This is a genomic window from Nocardiopsis sp. NPDC006832, from assembly GCF_040635885.1.
GTDB lineage: Bacteria > Actinomycetota > Actinomycetes > Streptosporangiales > Streptosporangiaceae > Nocardiopsis.
In genome coordinates this window covers 143,716-164,330 of the sequence record NZ_JBEYLC010000003.1, presented here as the reverse complement: position 1 = coordinate 164,330, position 20,615 = coordinate 143,716, and the positions used below count along the sequence as shown (strand labels likewise).

The 20,615-nt window shown below is 70.4% G+C and carries 17 protein-coding genes; 8 read left to right on the top strand and 9 right to left on the bottom strand.

All coding sequences use genetic code 11. From position 1 onward, the window contains the following. Window positions 1–57: 57 nt before the first annotated feature. Window positions 58–1,419 (top strand): four-carbon acid sugar kinase family protein, encoded by a 1,362-nt coding sequence (locus tag ABZ717_RS02620; RefSeq protein ID WP_358504451.1) that lies wholly within the window; start codon window positions 58–60, stop codon window positions 1,417–1,419. A 21-nt stretch (window positions 1,420–1,440) separates the two neighbouring features. Here ABZ717_RS02620 and ABZ717_RS02615 read toward each other — a convergent pair whose 3' ends face one another. The 5 genes from ABZ717_RS02615 to ABZ717_RS02595 form a co-directional block, all read right to left on the bottom strand. Further along, the gene (locus ABZ717_RS02615; protein ID WP_358504448.1) at window positions 1,441–2,328 is read right to left on the bottom strand and encodes an alpha/beta hydrolase; all 888 of its coding nucleotides are present in this window, start codon (window positions 2,326–2,328) and stop codon (window positions 1,441–1,443) included. A gap of 55 nt (window positions 2,329–2,383) precedes the next feature. After that, window positions 2,384–2,716: a DUF4873 domain-containing protein gene (locus ABZ717_RS02610; RefSeq protein ID WP_358504445.1), complete on the bottom strand. Its 333-nt coding sequence runs from the start codon at window positions 2,714–2,716 to the stop codon at window positions 2,384–2,386. Between the two features lie 15 nt (window positions 2,717–2,731). Next, complete coding sequence (locus ABZ717_RS02605) at window positions 2,732–4,255, bottom strand: NAD(P)/FAD-dependent oxidoreductase (RefSeq protein ID WP_358504443.1); 1,524 nt, start codon at window positions 4,253–4,255, stop codon at window positions 2,732–2,734. A 235-nt stretch (window positions 4,256–4,490) separates the two neighbouring features. Beyond that, entirely contained in the window at window positions 4,491–5,405 is a 915-nt protein-coding gene (locus ABZ717_RS02600; RefSeq protein ID WP_358504440.1) for a diiron oxygenase, read from the bottom strand. 11 nt (window positions 5,406–5,416) lie between these two features. Continuing rightward, on the bottom strand, window positions 5,417–6,271 hold the full coding sequence (locus ABZ717_RS02595) for an SDR family NAD(P)-dependent oxidoreductase (RefSeq protein WP_358504437.1): 855 nt from the start codon (window positions 6,269–6,271) through the stop codon (window positions 5,417–5,419). 240 nt (window positions 6,272–6,511) lie between these two features. Between ABZ717_RS02595 and ABZ717_RS02590 the strand changes: the two genes are divergently transcribed. Next, window positions 6,512–7,291, top strand: a complete 780-nt coding sequence (locus ABZ717_RS02590) for a MerR family transcriptional regulator (RefSeq protein WP_358504434.1) — start codon at window positions 6,512–6,514, stop codon at window positions 7,289–7,291. A gap of 189 nt (window positions 7,292–7,480) precedes the next feature. Here ABZ717_RS02590 and ABZ717_RS02585 read toward each other — a convergent pair whose 3' ends face one another. Continuing rightward, the gene (locus ABZ717_RS02585; RefSeq protein ID WP_358504431.1) at window positions 7,481–9,346 is read right to left on the bottom strand and encodes a GMC family oxidoreductase; all 1,866 of its coding nucleotides are present in this window, start codon (window positions 9,344–9,346) and stop codon (window positions 7,481–7,483) included. Window positions 9,347–9,567: 221 nt separating this feature from the next. Between ABZ717_RS02585 and ABZ717_RS02580 the strand changes: the two genes are divergently transcribed. Both ABZ717_RS02580 and ABZ717_RS02575 read left to right on the top strand, forming a co-directional pair. Continuing rightward, the gene (locus tag ABZ717_RS02580; RefSeq protein WP_358504428.1) at window positions 9,568–10,215 is read left to right on the top strand and encodes a DUF6230 family protein; all 648 of its coding nucleotides are present in this window, start codon (window positions 9,568–9,570) and stop codon (window positions 10,213–10,215) included. Window positions 10,216–10,219: 4 nt separating this feature from the next. Then, window positions 10,220–11,590, top strand: coding sequence for a DUF6114 domain-containing protein (locus ABZ717_RS02575; protein WP_358504425.1), 1,371 nt, complete (start codon window positions 10,220–10,222; stop codon window positions 11,588–11,590). A 55-nt stretch (window positions 11,591–11,645) separates the two neighbouring features. Here the strand turns inward: ABZ717_RS02575 and ABZ717_RS02570 are convergent, their stop codons facing one another. After that, window positions 11,646–13,475 (bottom strand): UvrD-helicase domain-containing protein, encoded by a 1,830-nt coding sequence (locus ABZ717_RS02570; RefSeq protein ID WP_358504422.1) that lies wholly within the window; start codon window positions 13,473–13,475, stop codon window positions 11,646–11,648. 768 nt (window positions 13,476–14,243) lie between these two features. Here ABZ717_RS02570 and ABZ717_RS02565 point away from each other — a divergent pair. From ABZ717_RS02565 to ABZ717_RS02555, 3 genes are all read left to right on the top strand, one after another. Then, the gene (locus tag ABZ717_RS02565) at window positions 14,244–14,870 is read left to right on the top strand and encodes a DUF1707 domain-containing protein (RefSeq protein WP_358504419.1); all 627 of its coding nucleotides are present in this window, start codon (window positions 14,244–14,246) and stop codon (window positions 14,868–14,870) included. Window positions 14,871–14,942: 72 nt separating this feature from the next. Beyond that, a complete protein-coding gene (locus ABZ717_RS02560; RefSeq protein WP_358504416.1) occupies window positions 14,943–15,554 on the top strand; it encodes an ElyC/SanA/YdcF family protein in 612 nt (203 codons plus the stop codon). A 104-nt stretch (window positions 15,555–15,658) separates the two neighbouring features. Beyond that, window positions 15,659–17,104 carry a hypothetical protein gene (locus ABZ717_RS02555; RefSeq protein WP_358504413.1) on the top strand — a complete coding sequence of 482 codons (1,446 nt, stop codon included), beginning with the start codon at window positions 15,659–15,661 and terminating at the stop codon, window positions 17,102–17,104. An 18-nt stretch (window positions 17,105–17,122) separates the two neighbouring features. Here the strand turns inward: ABZ717_RS02555 and ABZ717_RS02550 are convergent, their stop codons facing one another. Then, a complete protein-coding gene (locus ABZ717_RS02550; RefSeq protein ID WP_358504556.1) occupies window positions 17,123–17,803 on the bottom strand; it encodes an ElyC/SanA/YdcF family protein in 681 nt (226 codons plus the stop codon). A gap of 211 nt (window positions 17,804–18,014) precedes the next feature. Here ABZ717_RS02550 and ABZ717_RS02545 point away from each other — a divergent pair, with 211 nt between their 5' ends. Continuing rightward, window positions 18,015–19,577 (top strand): DUF885 family protein, encoded by a 1,563-nt coding sequence (locus tag ABZ717_RS02545; protein WP_358504410.1) that lies wholly within the window; start codon window positions 18,015–18,017, stop codon window positions 19,575–19,577. Between the two features lie 56 nt (window positions 19,578–19,633). On the opposite strand, the gene ABZ717_RS02540 is transcribed toward ABZ717_RS02545, so the two are convergent. After that, window positions 19,634–20,596, bottom strand: coding sequence for an N-acetylmuramic acid 6-phosphate etherase (locus tag ABZ717_RS02540; protein WP_358504407.1), 963 nt, complete (start codon window positions 20,594–20,596; stop codon window positions 19,634–19,636). Window positions 20,597–20,615: the final 19 nt, after the last annotated feature.

Here is a 20,615-nt window from a genome sequence, read left to right as displayed (position 1 = left end):
TTGGCTCTATGTTGGAAGGAGGAAGGTCCAGGCTTCACGCATCCGAAGGAGACACCCGTGGCCCAGGTACTCGTGGTCGCCGACGACCTCACCGGTGCCAACGCCACCGGGGCGCGGTTCGCCCGCACCGGCATGCGGGTGGCCACGGTGACCCCCGAACACGTCAGCAGGGTCGCCGGCGACTACGACGTGGTCGTGGCCAACCTGGACAGCCGCCACGTCCCGGCCGAACAGGCTGCCGACCTGGTCACCGACGTCATCGAGGCGGTGTGGCCGGTCGGGCTCGTGGTCAAGCGCACCGATACCACCCTGCGCGGCAACATCGGCGCCGAGGTCGAGGCCGCCTACGACGCCGTTCGCGAACGCGTGCCCTCGGGGACCCGCGTGCGAGTACTGTTCACCCCCGCCTTCCCCGGTTCCGGTCGCATCACCGAGGACGGAGTGCAGCTCGTCAACGGCCTCCCGTTGGAACACACCGACCTGGCCAGGGATCCGCTCTTCCCGATGCGCACCAGCGTGGTCGCCGACATCCTGGGCGCCCAGACCGACCTGCCCGTCCGGCACGTGCCGATCCGGCGGATCACCCAGGAGATGCTCACCGCCGAACTCCTCGCCGGCGACGAACCGGTCGTGGTCTGCGACGCCTCCACCGAACAGCACCTGACCGACATCGCCGAGGCCGCGGCTTCGGCGCATCACTCCGATGGCACGGTCTGGGTGGCCGTCGACCCCGGACCCACCGGAGCGCTGCTCGCCTACGCCCTGCGACTGCGCGGCCAGGCCGGCTCGCGCGGCCCCATGCTGGCGGTGGCCGGCAGCACCACCGAGCTCACCCGGCGCCAGCTGGCCACCGTGGCTCGTACCGGGGCGGTGCGCTTCGTCGACGTCGACGCCGTGCGGCTCAGCGACCCCGAGGGCGACCACGCCGACACGGTCGCGGAGGAGCTCACCGAACACCTGTCGTCCTCGGGCTTCCCCGAGCTCTGCGTGCTGCGGCTGGTCACCGGCTCCGAGGGGGTTCGGGAGCTGCCACCCCAGGCCCGCGCCGAACTGCCCGGTCGGCTCGCGGGTCTGGTCTCCGACGTGGTCAACGAACTCGCCGACAGGGTGGGTCCCCACGCCCTGCCCAGCGGCCTCTACCTGACCGGAGGCGACCTGGTCGCCAGTGTCCTGGACGAGCTGGACGTGCACGCCTTCGACGTCGGTGGCGAGGTGGTGCCCCTGGCGATCCACGGTCACCTCAGTGGGGGACCGCTCGATGGAACCCCGGTGGTGGCCAAGGGCGGCATGGTCGGCGACGACATCACCCTGGTCGAGTGTCTGGCCAAACTCCGTCGTGCCGTCCAGGCCCGCCTGCACCAGGTGCACTCCGAGGTGTCCGAACACGTGATCCCCACCCTGACGCGCGACCCCGCCTGAGGGGGCGGACAGGCCGAAGCCTCAGCGGGGCGGGGGGAGCTCGACGGCGAGCTTGTCGACGATCGCGGCGAGGGCGTCCGGGGCCTCCAGGGGACCCATGTGACCCAGGGCGGGGATCTCCCGCACCTCCGCACGGTTCTCCAGGAGGTCACCGATGTGGTGGGCGTGCCACGGCGGGGTGAGCTTGTCCTCGGAGCCGCCCACGACCACGGTCGGTACGGTGATCCGACGGACGGACTCGTCCAGGTTCAAAGTGGTCATGACCCGTCCCCACGCGCCTCGGGGGACACCGCCACAGCCGTGGACCAGACGAGCGCACAGGTGCCTGGTCGCCTTGTCGGTGCCCTTGGCCATGACCAGGTAACGGAAGACGTGCTCACTGACCGGGGTGGCCGGGCCCAGGGGGAGCGGCGCGGTCAGGAAGACCTTCGCGCCCAGGGTGCCGAGCGGGCCCGGCAAGGGGATCGCCGTCGACTTCGCCGTCAGGTCGGTGCTGCCGGTGTTGGTGAGCAGCACCGCACCCACCTTCTCCTGGAAGGTCTCACGCGGGGCGGACGCCATGATCGTCATGCCGCCCATACTGTGCCCGGCGACCACGACCCTTTCCCCCTCGGGGACGGTGGCCGTCAGGACGGCGCACAGGTCGTCGGCGAGCTTCTCGGTGCCGTAGCCGGCCTTGGTGATGGGGGTCTGACTGCGGCCGTGCCCGCGCTGGTCGTACAGGACCACGCGCAGGCCGGGGTCCAGCCGTCGGACCACACGACCCCAGGAGGCGAGGGAGGTCGCCCAACAGTGTGAGAAGACCACGGTCGGACCGTCGTCCGGGCCGCGGACCTCCACGTGCAGCAGGGTCCCGTCGGCGGAACGGACCTGGAGTTCCCGTGCGTGGCCCACGTGTCGTGTCGCCATCGGATCACCTCTCGGGTGTCGGTGCGGAAAAAGGGGATGGTGGGGAGGTGTCCCCTCAGTCGTCCTCCAGGACGATCCGGGGGACGGCGTAGGGCGGGGTGCCCGCTCCGTTGACGGGGTGGCCTCCCCACAGGTTGGGGGCTTCCAGCCGGCCGACGCCCCGGTGGCCGTCGGGGGTGCGGACCACGACGGCCCGCACCCCGTCCTGGTAGGCCTTGCTGACGTCCGGGTGTGCGGACAGTCGTCCGGTCCAGCGGTAGTCACCGGTCAGCGGGGAGAAGTGGCCGGCGATGTGCGCCTCGACCTCGGGCCCCTCGGTGGCGTCCTCGGAGAACAGGACCGTCACCGTGCCCTGGTACTCCTCTTCGTCGTCGTCGAAACCGCTCATGGTGTTCCTCCTCCGTCAGACCGCGGCGGTCTTCGCGCGAGTGGACCGACGGGTCGAACGGATCCGCCGCAGATCGTAGTTGTGCGGGTCGAACCAGCGGGTGCGCAGCGCGAAGTTCCAGGTGAAGGTGGGCCACAGGGTGGTGTTGCGGCCCTTCTCGTTGAGGTACCAGCTGTCACAGCCGCCGGTCACCCACACGGTGCCCCGCATAGACTCGTGCACCATCTCGTTGTAGGCGCGCTGGGCCCGAGCCCGCGGTTCGAGCCGGTCGATCCGGTTGCCGCAGACGAACTTGAGCGCCTGCATCGTGTACCGGATCTGGGCTTCGATCATGAACACCTGTGAGGTGTGACCCAGGCCGGTGTTGGGTCCGGCCAGCACGAACAGGTTCGGGAACCCGTTGACCGTGGTGCCTCGGAAGGCCTGCGCGTCGGTGCCCCAGTGTTCGGCGAGGGAGCGCCCCTGGGGATCGAACATCCGGCGTGCGATGGGCGGGTCGGAGACGTGGAAGCCGGTGCCGAGGATGATGGTGTCGACCTCGTGTTCGGTCTCTCGCCCCGAGGGGTCTCGGGTGACCACGGAGTTCGGGCGGATCTCGACGATGCCGTCGGTGACCACGTCGACGTTGGGTCTGCCCAGCGCCGGGTAGTAGTCGTTGGACATCAGGATGCGCTTGCAGCCGGCGCGGAAGTTCGGCGTGAGCTTGCGGCGCAGCTCGGGGTCCTTGACACCGCGGTTGATGTTGGCCCGGCCCAACCGTTCCACGACCTTGAGCAACGAGGGCTTCTTCGCGAACCCGAAGATGTAGGTCTCGCGCCCCCAGTAGATGCTCTTGCGGGCGACCTGTTGGGAGCCCGGGACGTTCCGGTACAGCCACCGCTCCGGCCCGGTGATGTCGCGGTCGTGGCGGAACATCACCCACGGCGCGGTGCGCTGGAAGAGCGTGAGTCGGCCGACCTTGGGCTGGATCCGTGGCACGAACTGGATGGCGGAGGCGCCGGTGCCGATCACCGCGACCTCGCGGCCGGTCAGGTCGTGGTCGTGGTCCCACTCGGCGGAGTGGAACAGCCGACCCTCGAAGGTGTCGATGCCCTTGATGTCGGGGTGGGAGGGGTCGGCGAGCGGGCCGGCCCCACTGACCACGAACTGGGCGGTGAGGGTTCCGCCGGCGGTCTCGATCCGCCACCGGTTCCGGTCGGGTTCCCAGTGGGCGGACTCTACGTCGCTGTCGTAACGCACATGCTCGTCGACGCCGTGTTCCCCGGCCACACGCTTGATGTAGTCCCAGATCTCGGGCTGGGGGGAGAAGGTGCGGCTCCAGTTCGGGTTGAGCGCGAAGGAGAAGGAGTACAGGTGGGAGGGGACGTCGCAGGCGGCGCCCGGGTAGGAGTTGTCCCGCCAGGTCCCACCGATGCCGTCGGATCGTTCGAGGACGACGAAGTCCTTGAGCCCGGCCTGCCTGAGGCGGACCGCCATGCCGATGCCGGCGAAACCGGAGCCGATGACGGCCACCCGGTAATGCGGTACTGCTTCGGTCACGTCGCTCTTCCCTTCATGGTCCCGATCGGGACGCCTTACTTTGCCGACCGGTAGGTATGTCCCGAGGGGCGGTGCGTACCGCCTCGGGGAGGGGGACCGGGGCCCGAGGACGTGGCGCGTTCGTTCTCGGGCCCCGGCGTCGGGGCCGCCGTCGGAGGGCGTGGCGCGTTCCGCCTTCCGACGGCGGCGTTCTCGGGGCACGACGGCCTGCGGGCGGGGGTCGTGCCGGTGCGGGTCAGCGGCCGAGCAGCCCGGCCTTCTTCCAGAAGTACCGGCCCAGGCCGGAGATGGCGCCCGCCGTCTCCAGGGTGTCGACCACCTTGCGGGAGGCCCAGGTCTTGGTGTCGGTCCAGCGCGGGTTCCGCTTGGCGGCCCGGTAGGCCTCCTCGGGGTCGAGTCCGACCTGCTCGTAGACCTTCGGGTTGATCAACCGGGTCGCGGAGTAGTACGTGACCAGACCCAGCACGACGCGGCTGTAGGCCTTGTTGAGGGCACCACGCCGCGGCCAGTCGCGTTTGAACTCCTCGCGGGCGTAGCGCATGTGCCTGGCCTCCTCGGTCACGTGGATCCGCGCGACCGCGCGCACCAAGGGGAGGATCTCCTCGTCCGGGATGGCCTCGCGCTGGAACTGGTCCAGGACCTCTTCGACGAACAGGGCGCCGGCGAAGATCAGTGGGCCGTGCGCGATCGTCTTGAAGAGGCGTCCGAGCTGGTGGGCGACCGGGTCGAGCTTGTGCGCCTCCCACCCCAGCTTCTCGATCATCTTCGCGAACATGACCGTGTGCCGGCACTCGTCGGCGATCTCGGTGTAGGCGTACTGGACGTGCAGGGTGGTGGGGTCGTTGTCGTAGGTGTGCCGGACCAGCATCTGCATGAGGATGGTCTCGAACCAGATGCCGATGGTGGCGATGCTGGCCACCTCCAGCCGCGCCAGCTCCTTGCGCTGGGCGTCGGTCATCCGTTCCCACAGATGGGTGCCGTAGAGGGAGAGGCGCTCGGGGCGGATCGCCCACATGTCGGGGTCGACGGGAGCGTCCCAGTCGATCTCGATGAGGGGATCGTAGGAGGCCTTGGCGGAGCCGCGCAGGAGACGTTTGGCGATGTCCTCGCGGTCGGTGGTCTTGGGCTTGCCCGCGACTTCGGCGGTCATCGGCTCCTCCTTCAGGAGAGGGGGGTGGGTGTGTGCCGGGTGCCGTGGCGCGAGTGGATCCCCCGCGCGATCTCCGCGTCGGCGAAGGTGCCGTCCGTGAGGAGCAGGCCGAGCTGGAGCGACACGATCTGTTCGGTGGCGCCCGGGAAGTGTCGGGTCAGGTGCAGGGCCGCGGTGCCCAGGGCGGTGGAGGCGATGTCGCGTGGGGCGTGCTTGGCCCCGGCGGCCCGGACCACCGCCATGACGGTGTCGCGTTCGGTCTCGGCCGGAACGACACCGTCGAGCGAGGCGCCGGTGGCGCGTGAACTCTCGTGGATCGGGGTGTCGACGAAGCCCGGGTAGACGGTGGTGACGTCGACGTGGGTGCCGTATTCGGCGCGTACGCAGTCCGCGTAGGCCGAGACCGCGCGCTTGGAGATGGTGTAGGCGCCGGCGAGCGGCAGTTGGAGGTTGGCCAGCAGGGACGCGGTGACGATCACGCGGCCCCGGGAGCGGACGAGGTGGGGCATGGCGGCGGCGGTGACCCGCCAGGTGCCGAGGAGGTTCACTTCCAGCGCCTGGTGGGCGTGGGCGTCGGGCAGGTGGCCGATGTCCACGGAGGGGCCGACGCCGGCGTAGTGGATGAGCAGGTCCAGGCCGCCGCCGAGCCGTTCCACCGCCTCGGCGACGCCTTCGCGTACCTGTCGGTCGTCGGTGACGTCGCAGGCGATGACCCCGGGGCCGGGTTTGCGGTCGATGCCGACGACGTTGACGCCGAGGTGGCGCAGGACCGCGACGGTCGCGTCGCCGAACGCTCCCGAAGCGCCGGTGACGATGGCGTTCTGGCCGGGGAGCCGGCGCAGGTGACGAGGCAGGGGGGCCGTCATGTGATCTCCTCCACAGTCATTGCCGGAACGTTACAACGGTCATTGTCACAATGCAATGGGATGTAGCCGGTTGTTTACTCGCGAGTAGGTTCCGGGAGTCCGGGGCGTTCGAGTCGCGAGCCGTGCATCGGCCCGTACGGTTTGGCCGGGAAGGTTACGATCGTCGTCGACGACGCCCACCGGGCCGAGGGGACGTGATTACCCATGAGTACGGCCCTGTCGTGTCTCTAGGGTGGTGCCATGGCCGAATACCGCATTGACGAACTCGCCCGGCTCGCCGAAACGACGGTGCGCAACGTCCGGGTGTATCAGGACAGAGGGCTGCTGGCGCCACCGCGCCGCGAGGGGCGAGTGGGCATCTACTCGGAGGCGCACCTGGCGCGCCTGCGGCTGATCGGCCAACTGCTCCGCCGCGGCTACACCTTCGCCAACATCGGCGAGATGCTCCGCGTGTGGGAACGCGGGGGCGACCTGTCGGAGATCCTCGGTTTCGAGTCGGCCATCGGTGATGCCTGGAGTGACGAGATCCCCGACTACGTCGGCCTCGGAGAGCTCCGGGAGCTCTTCGGCAAGGAGGTGACCCCCAGGACCATCAGGCGTGCCCTCGCGCTGCGCGTCATCGAACGCGACGGCCTACGGTTCCGGGTCCCCAGCCCGCGCCTGTTCCACGCGGGGGTCGAACTGGTCAAGCTCGGCATGACGGTCGGCTCGGTCCTCGACATCGCCGAGAACCTCAGGAACCGGATCGGCGACGTCTCCGAACACATGGTCCGTACGGTGTCGGACCACATCATCAGCGAGTACACCCCCGGAAGCGTCATCCAGGCCGACGAGGTGGACCAGATCTCCGAACTGGTCCGCAGAGTGCGGCCCCTGGCCCAACAGGCCGTGGACGCGGTGCTCGCCCAGGAGATGGCCCACCACCTCAGCGATGTCATGGGCGACCACTTCGCCGAGGCCCTGGAGAAGCTCAAGGAACAGGACGCCGAAGGGTACGAGGGTTCCACGGGCCCCTCCTGAACCCCCGACACGGGCCGAGAACGCCCAGGCCGCGGGTCGCCCCTTCAGCCCCGTCGACCTGGACCGGTCGCCCCCCGAGTCGAGACGAAGCCCCCACTGGGCCCGGCCGTCGACCACGGGGCCGGGCCCGAACAGGTGTCGTGGGGTGCCGCGGGAGCGCGGGTCGAACGGGTGCCGAGGCGGTACCGCTCAGGCCTTCCCCGGAGCCTCTCCCGGCCCTGGAACCCGTGCGGCCTCCGAAGCCGGCTCGACCACGGTCAGCGGCAACGACGTGGTGTACCGCAGCTCGGCGAACGCGCCCGACGGAACCGCGGGGTCGCGCGGGAACACCGGTCTCACCCGCCGGTACTCCACGCCCTGTTCCGGGCGCGGGTCCTCGTCGCCCTTGTTCGGCCACATCGACAGCGCCCGTTCGGCCTGCGCCGTGATCGTCAGCGACGGGTTCACGCCCAGGTTGGCGGTGACCGCCGAACCGTCCACCACGTGCAGACCGGGGTGCCCGTACAGCCGGTGGTAGGGGTCGATGACCCCGCTCTCGGCGCTGTCCCCGATCGGGCAGCCGCCCAGGAAGTGCGCGGTCATCGGGATGTTGAACGGGTCTCCGACGGTTCCGCCCGGATATCCGTCGATGCGTTCGGCCAAACGGGTCGCGGCCTCCTGACCCTCGGGGATCCACGTGGGGTTGGGCTCCCCGTGCCCCTGCCTGGAGGTCAGTTTCTTGCGGCCGCCGAACAGGCCGCGCTCGACCGAGGTGGTCAGCGAGTTGTCCAGGGACTGCATGACCAGTCCGATCACGGTCCGTTCCGACCAGCGCCGGTTAGAGAGGCTACGGGCGAAAACGCCGGGGTGTCGCAGGGCCAGTCCGATGTAGCGCAGCCAGCGCGGGACCCTTCCGCCGCCGGGCACCTGGATGGTGGTGAGCAGTCCCATCGCGTTGGAGCCCTTGCCATAGCGGACCGGTTCGATGTGGGTGTTGTCGTTGGGGTGGATCGAGGACGTGATCGCCACGCCGCGCGTGAGGTCCTCCGGCGGGGGGACCCGCTTGCTCATCGCGCCGACGAGCGCCTCGGAGTTGGTGCGGGTGAGGGTGCCCAGCTTGTCGGACAGGCGCGGCAGCAGCCCCTCGTCGCGCATTCGGTGCAGCAGGGTCTGGGTGTTGTAGGTTCCCGCGGCGACCACGACCTGGCGCGCGGTGAAGGTGCGGGCGTTCTCCTTGCGCCGGGGCGCGTCGGTGCGCAGGGTGTCGACGGCGAAACCACCGCCCTTCGACCCGGGACGTTCGCGCACCCGCTCGACGGTGGTCAGCGGGTGCACCTCGGCACCGCCCCGCTCGGCGAAGTACAGATAGTTCTCGGTGAGCGTGTTCTTGGCGCCGTGACGGCAGCCGGTCATGCACTCACCGCACTCGGTGCAGGCCTTCCTGTCGGGTCCGGCGCCACCGAAGTAGGGATCGCCCACGGACTCGCCCGGCGCGGCCTTGGGGCCGGTGCCGTCCTGACCATCGCCGAAGCACACGCCCACGGGGGTGAGCCGGAAGGTGTCGCCCACGCCCATGTCCTCGGCGACCGCCTTCAGGTGCACGTCGGAGGGGGTCATGGAGGGGTTGGTGCGCACACCGAGCATGCGGCGGGCCTGGTCGTAGAAGGGCGACAGCTCCGACTTCCAGTCGGTGATGTGCCGCCACTGCGGATCCTCGAAGAAGGGGTCCATCGGGTGGTAGAGGGTGTTCGCGTAGTTGAGCGAACCCCCGCCCACGCCGGCTCCGGCGAGGATCATGACGTCCTTGAGCAGGTGGATGCGCTGGATGCCGTACATGCCGACCTGTGGCGCCCAGAGGAAGTTCTTCACGTCCCAGGAGGAGGACGGCAGGGTCTGGGGGGTGAAGCGTCGGCCGGCTTCCAGGACGCCGACTCGGTAGCCCTTCTCGGTGAGGCGGAGGGCGCTCACCGATCCACCGAAGCCGGATCCGATCACGACCACGTCGTAGTCGAAACGGTCGTCCGCTTCCTCGGGTGCGTCGGCGTCCGGTGTGCTCTGAGGAGACAGAGGAGACATGGGTTCGGGCCTCTACTTTTCGGGTCGGGCGGCAGTTGTCCGTAATGGGCCGGATACGAGTCCGCAACGATGATGGCGTCATCTAGAAATGTGACAATACATATTGTAATGTTCGTCACTACCGCCGAGTAGGGTGTGTTCCAAGTAACACACGTGGCGTGCGTCGGCGCAAGTTCCTTCCCCCCGTCGTCCTCCGACGGCGGAACCCTCTGGAGGTACACATGCCCAAGGCACCCGAGGAGGCGCCGGAGGCGTCTCAGGACCCGTCCGAGCAGTACGAAGGCAATGGTGGGACCCGTTGGCGCAGGTTCGCCCTGCTCGCGGTCCCCGGATTCGTCGCCGCCGGGGTCCTCGGTGGCATGACCACCCAGGGCGTGCTCGCGTCCTCCTTCGCGGTCTCCGGTGACAGCTTCAAGATGTCCGCCGACAACCTCAGCGGCAGCGGCTTCAGCCAGTACGGCGACGTCGCCGAGTCGGTCGACGGCTCGGCCCGACCGATCGGTCTGTCTACCGTGAACACCACCGAGTTGCGCAACCTGTGCATGTCCTCCCTGTGGGACCTGCCCATCGGCGAGGCCACCCTGGTCATCACCGCGGGCGAGGAGACCCCGGTCGAGGGCACCTCGATGGTCATCGACATCGAGCAGCTCCAGGGCGACGCGGAGTTCGGCGCGATCGAGATCGGCCGTGACGCCGGCACCCTCGACAAGGCCGACGGCGGCCAGGGACCGGAAGGTGGTTTCGGTCTGCAGGCCGACACCATCTCGGTCGACGACATGGAACTGACCTCTTGGGCGGTCACCTCCGGCTCGCTGCGACTGAGCGGCCTGGGACTGGCCATCAAGCCCGGAAACCACGAGTGCTTCTGATCCCATGGCCCAAGCGATGACCCTGCTCCGCACGGGATGGGGACGGTTCCGGAACTGGCGGCGCACCCGGCCGTTCTGGGGCGGATCCCTCCTCGTCGCGGCCGGTATCGAGCTTCTGGTCGCACCGGCCGCACAGAGCCTGATCCTGCCCATCGACCTACTCGTCTTCTCCGGGATGGCCGGTGTCTCCGGCAACCTCATCGGCGGACTGCTGATCGTGATCGGTGTGCTGAGCTGGTTGCAGCCGGCGCAGCGCACCTTCTTCGGCGTGGTCGGACTGATGCTCGCGTTGGTGTCCTTCGTGACCTCCAACTTCGGTGGCTTCGTCATCGGCATGCTGCTCGGCATCGTCGGTGGGTCGCTCGTGTTCGCCTGGGGCCCCGAGGCCCGGAACCGACCGCGTGGGCGGCGCGGGGGCAAGGGTGCCCGGGCGACCGAAGAGGCCGAAGGGGGCGAGAACGCCGAGAACGCCGAGAACCGGGACCCCGGCCCCTCTGCCGAAGGCACCGTCACCGAGGACGTCACCGTCGACGAACCGCGTGGCGGCACCCGGCCCCTGGCCGCGATCGCCCTTCCGCTCGCCGCCGCCATGACCATCGCGGCGGCACCCGCCCCGACCCTGGGGTGGCCCTGGGACTGGCTGCTGCCCGACGACGAAGAGTCCGAGGAGCAGCCCGAGGAGGGCCCCTCCGCGAGTCCTTCCGACGAACCCGGGACACCTCCCGGGGAAACCGATCCCGATGAGGACGAGGACGCCGGGGAGGACCCCGAGGAGGAGGGGGAGAGCGAGGAGGATGAGGAGGATCCCGCCGGCGAGGACGCCGACCCGGCCGCGTGCGAACCCGCCCTCGGCGACGACGCCGTCCTCGAGGACGAGCAGGAACTCCTCGACATGGTCCAGGCCTGCCGGGCGGCGCAGGAGCAGGGCGAGTACCCGCAGGTCACGGTCGTCTCCGACGACGGCTGTTTCCAGGGATCGACCCGTGAGTCCGGACTGACCGCCGACAGCCTCACCATGTTCGGCGCCGGCTACGAAGGCGTGGTGGAGTGCCCGACCGCCGACGGTCCACGGCGCTACCTCAAGATCACGATGAGCGGCTCCAACATGAGCGGCGGCGAGCTCTGGTTCGACGACTCCGGAACCCGCCGATCCCTGGGTCTGCCCTCGATGGACCTGGAGGGCAACGTCGAACTCCACGTCACCAGCATGCACGTGCGGCTCCTGGGAATCCCGATCACCTTCACCCCGGACTTCCCACCGCCGCTGCTGCTCCCGATCATGTACGTCACCGACGTCGACGTCGGTGACCCCATGGCCTACACCGACCGGATGGTCATCTCCGACATGGACGGGGACTTCGCCCCGGGGCGGTGAACGCACGGGCCGGGACGTCGATCGACGTCCCGGCCCTTTCCCGTGCGCGCCTCGATCAGCGGCTGTCGGCGATCAGCCTGCTGGGCCGGCCCACGTGCGACACGTACAACGCGTCCCGTGCCCGGGTGCAGGCCACGAACAACAGGGTCCGTTCCTGCTGGATCGCGTGCTCCAGGGCGACCTGGTCACCGTCGGCCGCCTCGATCGCGGCCTTGGGCGGCAGCAGGTGGTCGCTCACGCCGACCAGCGCCACACACCGGAACTCCTGGCCCTTCATCCGGTGCATCGTCCCCACGCGGACCGCGCCCGGCGCGCCCGCCCCTTCCAGCGGCGTGGTGGAGATCCCGCGCGCCTCCAATTCCTTGGCGACCCCGCGCGCCACCCACTGGTTGCGCCCGGCCACCGCGATCTCGGACGGGTTCACCCCGGCCTCCAGCCATACCCGGACCCAGTCGCCCAGGGCGTGGAGTTCCTCGGTGCGGTTGTCGCAGCCGCGGACCACCGGGGCGGGGCCGTGCAGCAGCGAACGGTAGCCGGCGAGGGTGTCGGCGTCGTCGTCCATGCCCAACGCGGCACGGCGGTCCAGGATCGGCATGCTCCAGTCGAGGATCTCCTGCGTCACCCGGTAGCTGACCCGCAGTCGGTGGCCCCGGCCGCGCACGTTGATCCCCAGCGAGGCCAGCGACACCCGGTTGTCGGACACCCGCTGGTGCGGGTCACCGACGATGAACAGGTCGTCCGGGCCCTCGGGGACCGCGGCGCGCAGCATCCGCCACTGCGCCGGGTGCAGGTCCTGGGACTCGTCGACCACCGCGTACCGGAACAGCGGGCCCGAACGCGTGAGCAGCCGGGCCGCCTCGGCGGCCAACTGCGGGTAGGACCACAACCCCTCCACCCGCATCGCGCCGACGTAGCGCCGGACGGTCTCCCAGACCTGACGTCGGTGCTCGGGCGCCAGGTGCTGGACGCGGCCGCTGCGCTCACAGCGGATGTAGTCGGGCAGCGACTCCAGGCCCTTGGCCAGGATGACCTGCTCCCACTCGTCCACCAGGAACCGCCCGGAGAAGGGCAGCCCGTCGGCGAGGGCGACCGCACGCCACCGCTGGGCGATCTCGTCATTGCCGAGCATCCGCGGCGCGACGCTGCTGTGGCTCTGCGCCACGGAACGGGCCAGGCCGTCGATGGTGACCACCCGCACACGTGACCTGGTGCCGGGGTCGGGAAGCAGTCGGTCCAAGCGGTCCGCCAGGGACTGGGCGAGCGCCCGGTTGTAGGTGGTGAGCAGTACCGACTCACCGGTGGACTCGGGGTGCGCGGCGGCGTCCGCTTCGGCCAGGTACGCGGCACGGTAGAGCGCCATCACGCTCTTACCGGTGCCGGGTCCCCCGGTGACCTGCACGGATCCGTTGAAGTGCCCCGAGGTGACCCGTTGCTGGTCCGGGTGCAGGGTGATCTGCCACTGCTCGAAGGGCGCGTTGAGGGCGCCGGACAGCTCGGGCGGGCCGACGGGGGTGAGGTCGACGATGCCGAGCCCGAGTTCGGCGGGAGCGTCGGCCAGGGCCCGGGGGCGCAGGTTCTGGGCGTAGCGCAGCGCCTCGGCGCGCGGGCGCACGGTGAGCAGCCGGTAGTGCGGGTCATCGGTGTCCTGTTCCGCGGACTCGTCCTCATGGGACTCCGTGCACGGGTCGGGGGCGATGACGCCGGTCCAGTCGGAAGCGATGGACACGACCCGGACACGAGGGTCGGCGGCGCCCGCGACGGATTCCAGTTCGGTGGTCTCTCCGGCCTGGTAGGCGCGCATCACGGCCAGGGTGCCGAGTTGGACGTCGGGCGCGAGGCGGTTGAAGTCGCTGAGAAACGTCGGGGCGATCGCAAGGGCGGACACGTCGTGGTCTCCTCCGGTCTTCGACCTGATGGTGGCTCTGCTGGTTGGTCGGATCGGATGGGCGTCGCGCGAGAGGAAGTCGGTCGGGCGACCGTTCGCGTTCACTTGAAACATGCTCGCTACGGAATTTGGGCAAACGCTGTCGGGAAGGCGAAGAACGGGATATTTCGGGAACCTTCGATGTTCCGTGTTTCCGCAGTTCAAAGCGTGGCTTGCGAAGGGGTGTTCGAAGTCCATCGCCAAGTTTTCGGAGTCCTTGCGATCGGCTCTCCGCGACCTGCGGTTTCGCTGGAAGTCTCGGTGTCCAAAACCCGATTAATGGTCTGACCGAAATTAGGTGCGCAGAGGCATGGCGAACCCTCTCGCTTGGGAACACGGGGGGAGTGAGGGGTGGGTGCGGTCGGGTGTGGACGAAGTGACCGAAACCCGACAAGGTGGCCGACCGGGCAACGCTTGAAGAACATGAGGCGTCCCCACGCCCCGCTCACCGTCTGGCCGGATGCGGACACGCTCTGTGCGGGGCGGGGTGCGTTGCGGGATCGTGGAGGCGGCCGGGGAGGGGAACACGCGTGGTTCAGGACTCTGCCGGGGTCCGTCCTACCCCGGCAGAGTCCTCAACCACCCTAGAGAAGCAGTACCCGGCTCCCGTCCGGCCCAAAGCGGGGCGGGAGCGCCTTCCTCCGATCACGCCGGTCGGCGACCGCCGCCGACGCTCCACATGCTCTAACGTGGGTCTGACAAAACAGGCAGAAGGAGCGGGACGAGCACGTGGCCCCCAATGACATGAGCCGAATGCGTATCTCCGACGCCGAGCGCGACCAGGTCGCGGAGATCCTGCGGGAAGCCGCAGGGGAAGGGCGTCTCGACCTGGAGGAGGTGGACGAGCGACTCAACGCGGTCTACAGCGCCAAGACCTACGCCGACCTCGAACCCATCGTCGCGGACCTTCCCACGGGCGCGGGCGGCTTGGCCTCCTCGGCCTCCCCTGGCGCGGTCGCCCCACAGCACACCCCGGCCGGCCCCGTCGGCCAACCGCTGAAACTCAAGGCCAAGGGCGACTCCCTGGTCCGCAAGGGCGATTGGACCGTGCCGCATCGCATCGAGATCGATGCCCGCTTCGGCTCAACCAGGCTCGACTTCCGTGAAGCCCGCGTCACCACCCCGGTGGTGGAGGTGTGGGTGGACGCCTCCTGGGGCTCGGCCGACATCATCCTGCCCGAGGGGGCCACCGCCGAGGTCGACGTCGACTCCTCCTGGTTCGGCAGCGTGCGCTCGGACGTCGATTCGATCCGTCGGAACGACGCCACCCACTTCGTCGTCACCGGTTCGGCCCAGGGCGGCGGCCTGCGTGTGCGCCACAAGCGGTCCGGGGGCTGGGCCTCCTTCCTGACCTGACCGCTACGGCCGTGCGCCATGATGGTGGGGCGCACGGCACGGGCCGTGCCGGACATCGGAAGGCGGGCGGTCGTGCTCATCTGGATCGGGACGATCGTGGTCGTCGCCCTCGCCTTGACTCCGTTCGCGTGGACGCGCCTGGCCGGAGTCGGACGTCGTCCCGGACCCGCCCGTGTCCCGCACCGCCCCGTCGCAGTGGTCCTGGGCGCCGCCGCCTGGTCCGACGGCCCCTCGCCGCTGCTCGCCCGTCGTCTGGACCTGGCCGTCGACCTGGTCCGGGAGGGCAAGGTCGATCGCGTCCTGGTCTCCGGGGACAACCGCGACGTGTCCCGCCGAGAGACCGACACCATGACCCGCTACCTGGTCGAACAGGGCGTCCCGGTCGACCTGATCGAGGCGGACCCCCACGGCTACCGCACCTGGGACACCTGCGTCAGGGTCAAGGAGTACTACGGGGTGGACGCCGCCACCATGGTCACCCAGTCCTTCCACCTGCCCCGCACCATCGCGCTCGCCCGCGCCGCCGGCATCGACGCCGTGGGGGTGGGCGACTCCAGCCTGGGCGCCCGACGACGCTCCACCGTGATCGGTTACCTGCGCGAGGTCCCCGCCGCCTTCAAGGCCCTCAAGGACGCCGTACTGCGCCCCGCACCCGCCATGGTCGGCCGCCCCGACCCGCGATGATCCCGCTCGCGGCGCCGATCCCGACACCACGGGCGAGGTCGTCGGCGCGATGACAAGGAGGAGCGGGGCTCAGAGCTGTTGCCCGAGCCGGGATAATCGGGCATATGAACGCGACCACGGGAAACGAACCACACGACAACGCCGTCGACGTCGACTGGGCCTCCCTGGCCCCGGAGGGCGGGGAACGCATCCCCGAACTCCTCGGCAGGGTCGCCGGCAGTGACAGCGCGCTGTCCGACCTCCACGACATCATCCGGTTCCCCGAGCCGGGCCACCGTGCCGCACCGAAGGTCGTCGACCACCTCGTCGACGCCGCGACCGCCGACGAGACCCCGGACATGGACCGGTGGCGGCCCCTGAGCCTCCTGCTGGAGCTGGTCGCGGCCCACGCGGAGGACCGCTTCCCCGAGCACCTCGACCTCGCTCAGTGGCGTGACGAGGTGGCCTGGGCCCTCTCCAACGACGCCGAGAAGGTGCGCGCCCAGTACCGCGACTGGATGGACGAGGCCCCCGACGAGCAGCACCACCACCGGATGCGCAACCGTCTGGCCGTGATGGGGTCCGACGACGGCGCGGAGATCCTGCAGGCCGAACTCGACACCTACGAGGCCGTGCTCGCCCGCGTTCCCGACCTGGTCTCCCTCCTACACGGTGGAGTGAACCGGGGCGGCCTGGACCGGGCCGGCGAGTGGGTGAGCTACCTGCTGGCGTTCCTGCCCGACGAGTCCGAGCGCGTGGTCTCCGAGATCACCGGCGCCTCCCAGTTCCTCCTCGCCAAGGACCTGCGCCCCACCCCCAAGGCCCCCACCTCCCTGCGCGACGCGATGGATCAGGCCGCCGGTGGCGGCGGTGGCCAGTCCGAGCCGCTGCCCGCCGAACTGTTCGCCCTCGGCCTGCTCGCCGCTCCGAACGACATCGACACCACCGTCGGTCTCACCCACCAGATGGCCGGTGGCAACCTCTACAACTCCTTCGCCGCCTCGGTGGCGATGGTCCTCATCCACGGCGAGAACACCCCCCGCGAGGGCCTGCGCCGGATCGGCCGCGGTGGCGGCACCACGATGGGCTACGAGGGTCTGTTCAACGAGTCGTGGCCGCACTGCGGCCCCCGCTCCCCGCAGGTCCTGGGCTTCCTCGCGCTGGGCCGCGCCGGGGATCGCGCCCGCCGACTGCGTCTGGACATCCTGACCGGCCTGATCAAGGGTGAGGACGAGTCCCGCGCCCTGGTCACCGGCGTCGGCCTCGAACTGGTGCTGGGCCCGCGTTCCAAGGACCGTACCGCCGAGGAGCACGTCCAGGCCGACTACGACGAGGAGACCCTCAAGGTCCTGTGGGCCATCGCCGAGCTGCCCGCCTCGGCTTGGGAGGACGAGGAGTTCACCGCCACGCTCGCCGCCTGGGCCCTGCCCGAAGAGGCCGAGGAGTTCTGCGCCCTGGTCGGCGTCGAACCCGAGCCGGAGCCCGTGCCCCAGGCCGCCCCGGCCCAGCAGGCCCCGCAGCCCCAGCAGGCGCCCTCGGGTCTGTTCGGTCGTCTGTTCGGCGGTCGCTGACCGCCGAACACGTTCTGGTCAGGGGGCCGCCGATTCTTCGGCGGCCCGGGCCAGGGCCTCCTCCACGCCGGTCTCGGGCTCGCCCAGGAACGTGGGGTCCGGACGCAGCAGGACCGTGCCCAGGGCGGCCACCGCCGCCGGGACCTCGCGCACCCACCCGTAGACGGTGGCCGTCGCGCGTTCGCCGAAGCTGTTGTCGCCCACGCCCACCGCGTCGATGCCCGCGGCCCGGCACAGCCCGACCGCCCTCGGCACGTGGAAGTCCTGGGTCAGCACCACGGCCTCCTCCACCCCGAAGACCTCCGTGGCCCGCACACACGAGTCCCAGGTGGCGAACCCGGCGTGGTCGCCGGCGATCCGATCCGCCGGGACGCCCGCCTCGATCAGGTAGTCGCGCATGGTGTCGGTCTCGCTGTAGTGGTCGACGCCGTTGTCACCGCTGACCAGTACCGCCTCGATCCGGTCGGCCTCGTACAGTTCCACCGCCAGTTCCAGACGCTGGGCCAACAGGTGACTGGGCATCCCGTCGGGGCGGACCCCGGCGCCGAGCACCAAGGCGACCGGACGTTCGGGCACCTCCTCGACGCCATACCGATGCTCGGAGGTGGCGAACAGCTGCCACACGAACGGCACACAGCCCAACACGATCACGGCCACGGCGGCCAGGAGGAGTGGAAGACGGCGCCTGCCCGGGCGCACGGCACCCGTGCCCGGTTCAGCGGACTCGGGAGTCGAGGGTGTCTGGGAGTTCTCGGAGGTCGTCACACCCTGGGAGACGACCGAGCGTCCCACCCGGTTCCCGGTGATCGAGCGCGTGTACACCGGAACCGGCCGGCGCCTTCACCGGACGCGCCGGGGGAGCGTGTCAGGGGCGGGACCGACCAGGCGCGGGAACGTTAGGGTCGGCCGCATGTCTGTACCTTCCCACGAGGAACTCCCCCCGCGGCTGAGGGCCATCGCCGACCTGCTGCCCGGCGCCATGCGCGGGCACGCCGGACTCCACTCCTACGACGGCAGGGCCGCCGACCTGTCACCGGCGGGCGTGCGTGCCCACCTCGAAGACCTGGGCGGCGACCCGCTCGACGACGCCCACGACGAGGCGCACCTGGCCGCCTTCGAGAACGCGCTCCGGCACGAACTGGGCGAACTCCAGTGGCACCGGACCAACCCCCTGCTCCACATCGGCGAGATGGACCTGTCCGACTACGAACGCGACTACGCACCCGCCGCCGAACGCGACGCAGCCCGCCTCGCCCACCTGCGGCTGTGGCCGTGGCTGGCCGACAACGCCCTGGCGTCCCTGGACCGTGTCTCCGCGCCCATCGCCGAGTCGCTGCTCACCGCGGCGCGGGGGCTCATCGGCGGTCTGCCCGACGAACTGCCCGAGGACGTGCGCGACGCCGCCCTGGTCGCGCACTCCCGACTGATGGCACACCTGGAACACGCCGCCGAACACGGCCCGGATCAGGCCGGTCTGGGCGCGGAGACGCTCTCTCGTCTCATGGGTATCGGTGAGGCCATGGAGGTCGATCTCGACGACCTGGCCGCCCGCGCCGACGTCGAACGCGACCGACTGCGCGCCCGCCTGGCCGAGGCGGCCGGGCGCCTGGCGCCCGACCGCGACCCCATGGAGTTCGCCCGCGAGCTCACCCGGAACCACCCCGGCGCGGACGGGGTCCTCGAGGCGGCCCGCGAGTGGACGCGTCTGTGCCTGGAGTTCACCGCCGAGCGTTCCCTCGCCCCCTACGGCGACGGTGAGTGCGAGGTGGACGTGCCACCGCCCGCCCTGCGCTGGGGCACCGCGATGATGGCCTGGTCCGGGCCCTGGGAGGAGGACACCGCGTCCTTCTACTACGTCAACCCGCCCGACCCCGAGTGGTCCGAGGAGGAGGCCGACGAGTGGCTGGAGATGTTCAGCCACACCACCCTGCCCGCGGTGAGCGTGCACGAGGTCGCACCCGGCCACTACTCGCACGGACGCGCCCTGCGTCGCCTCCAGAGCCCGGTGCGGCGCGCGCTGCCCTCCATGTCCTTCGTCGAGGGGTGGGCACACTACGTGGAGGAGGTGTGCGTGGACGAGGGGTTCGGCGCCTACGCCGCCGAACGCCTGGGCGACCCCGAATGGACCGCCGACCACTTCGAGATCGGGGTGTGGTTGGAGGCGCTGGTCCGCGTCACGCGCCTGGCAGTGGCCATCGGCCTGCACTCGGGCTCCATGACGGTGCGGGAGGCCACCGCGCGGTTCACCGAGGACACCGCGCTGCGCGGCCCGGCCGCCCGCGCCGAGGCCCGGCGCGCCACCTTCGATCCCACCTACGGCCGGTACACCTGGGGCAAGCTGGAGATCCTGGCCCTGCGCGAACGTGCCCGGCAGGAGTGGGGCGAGGACTTCTCACTGCCGCGCTTCCATCGGGAGCTGCTGGAACTGGGCGCGCCCCCGCTGGGCCTCATCGACGCGGTCCTGGGCGGGTGAGCCCGACCGGGACGGACCCGGCCGGGCCTTGCGTGCGAACCCCGGTTGACGCGGCACTAGCTCGGCTTGGAGCCGCCCACGCCGAGTTCGTCCAGGGCCACCCGGACCCGGCCGCGGGCACGCTTGAGCGCGTCCGCGGCCCGCTCGGCGTCCACCCCGGCCAGCAACGTCACCAGGGCGACGCGGGTGTCGCCCTCGGCCGCGTTCAGCGCCTGCGCGCAGGCCGCCTCGTCCAGGCCGGTGGCCTCGCCCAGGATCGTCAGCACACGCCCGCGCAGCTTTCCGTTGGTGGCGTCCACCCCGACCATCAGGTTCGAGTAGGTCCGTCCGATCCGCACCATCACCGCGGTGGAGAACGCGTTCAACAGGAGCTTCTGCGCCGTGCCCGCCTTCATCCGGGTCGAACCGGCGATCACCTCCGCGCCCGTGGCCACGCCCACGTGCACGTCCGCCGCCGAGGCCAGTGGCGCGTCCGGGTTCGCGGTGATGAGCACCGTGGCGGCCGACCGTTCCCGGGCCGCCTCCAAGGCGCCTCCCACGTACGGGGTGCGGCCACTGGCGGCCAGAGCGACCACCAGGGAGCCCTCGGTCACCCCTGCCGCGTCCACCCGGCCAGCCTCCCAGTCGTCCTCCACCCCCTCCAGGGCCTTGGACAGGGCACCCCCGCCGCCCGCGTGGTGAGCCACCACCCAGTCCGCCGGTACCCCGTAGGTGGGCGGAAGCTCCGCGGCGTCCTGCGCGGCGATCCGACCGGAGGTGCCCGCGCCGAAGTAGTGGATGGTGGCGCCCCGCTCCAGGGCGGCCACCCCCAGCTCCACGGCCTCGGCGAGGCGCGGCAGGACGGCCGATACCGCCGCGGTGACCGTGGCGTCCTCGGCGTTGATCTGTCGGAGGATCTCCAGTGCCGGCAACAGGTCGATGTCGTAGGTACCGGAGTTCCGGGTCTCGGTGGGAGACCGTACGATCACGGCCTCATGATCCTCCGCTCGATCCTGTGCTCGTCCGTCTCTGCCGTGCAATGAGCTCTCCTCTTCGGTC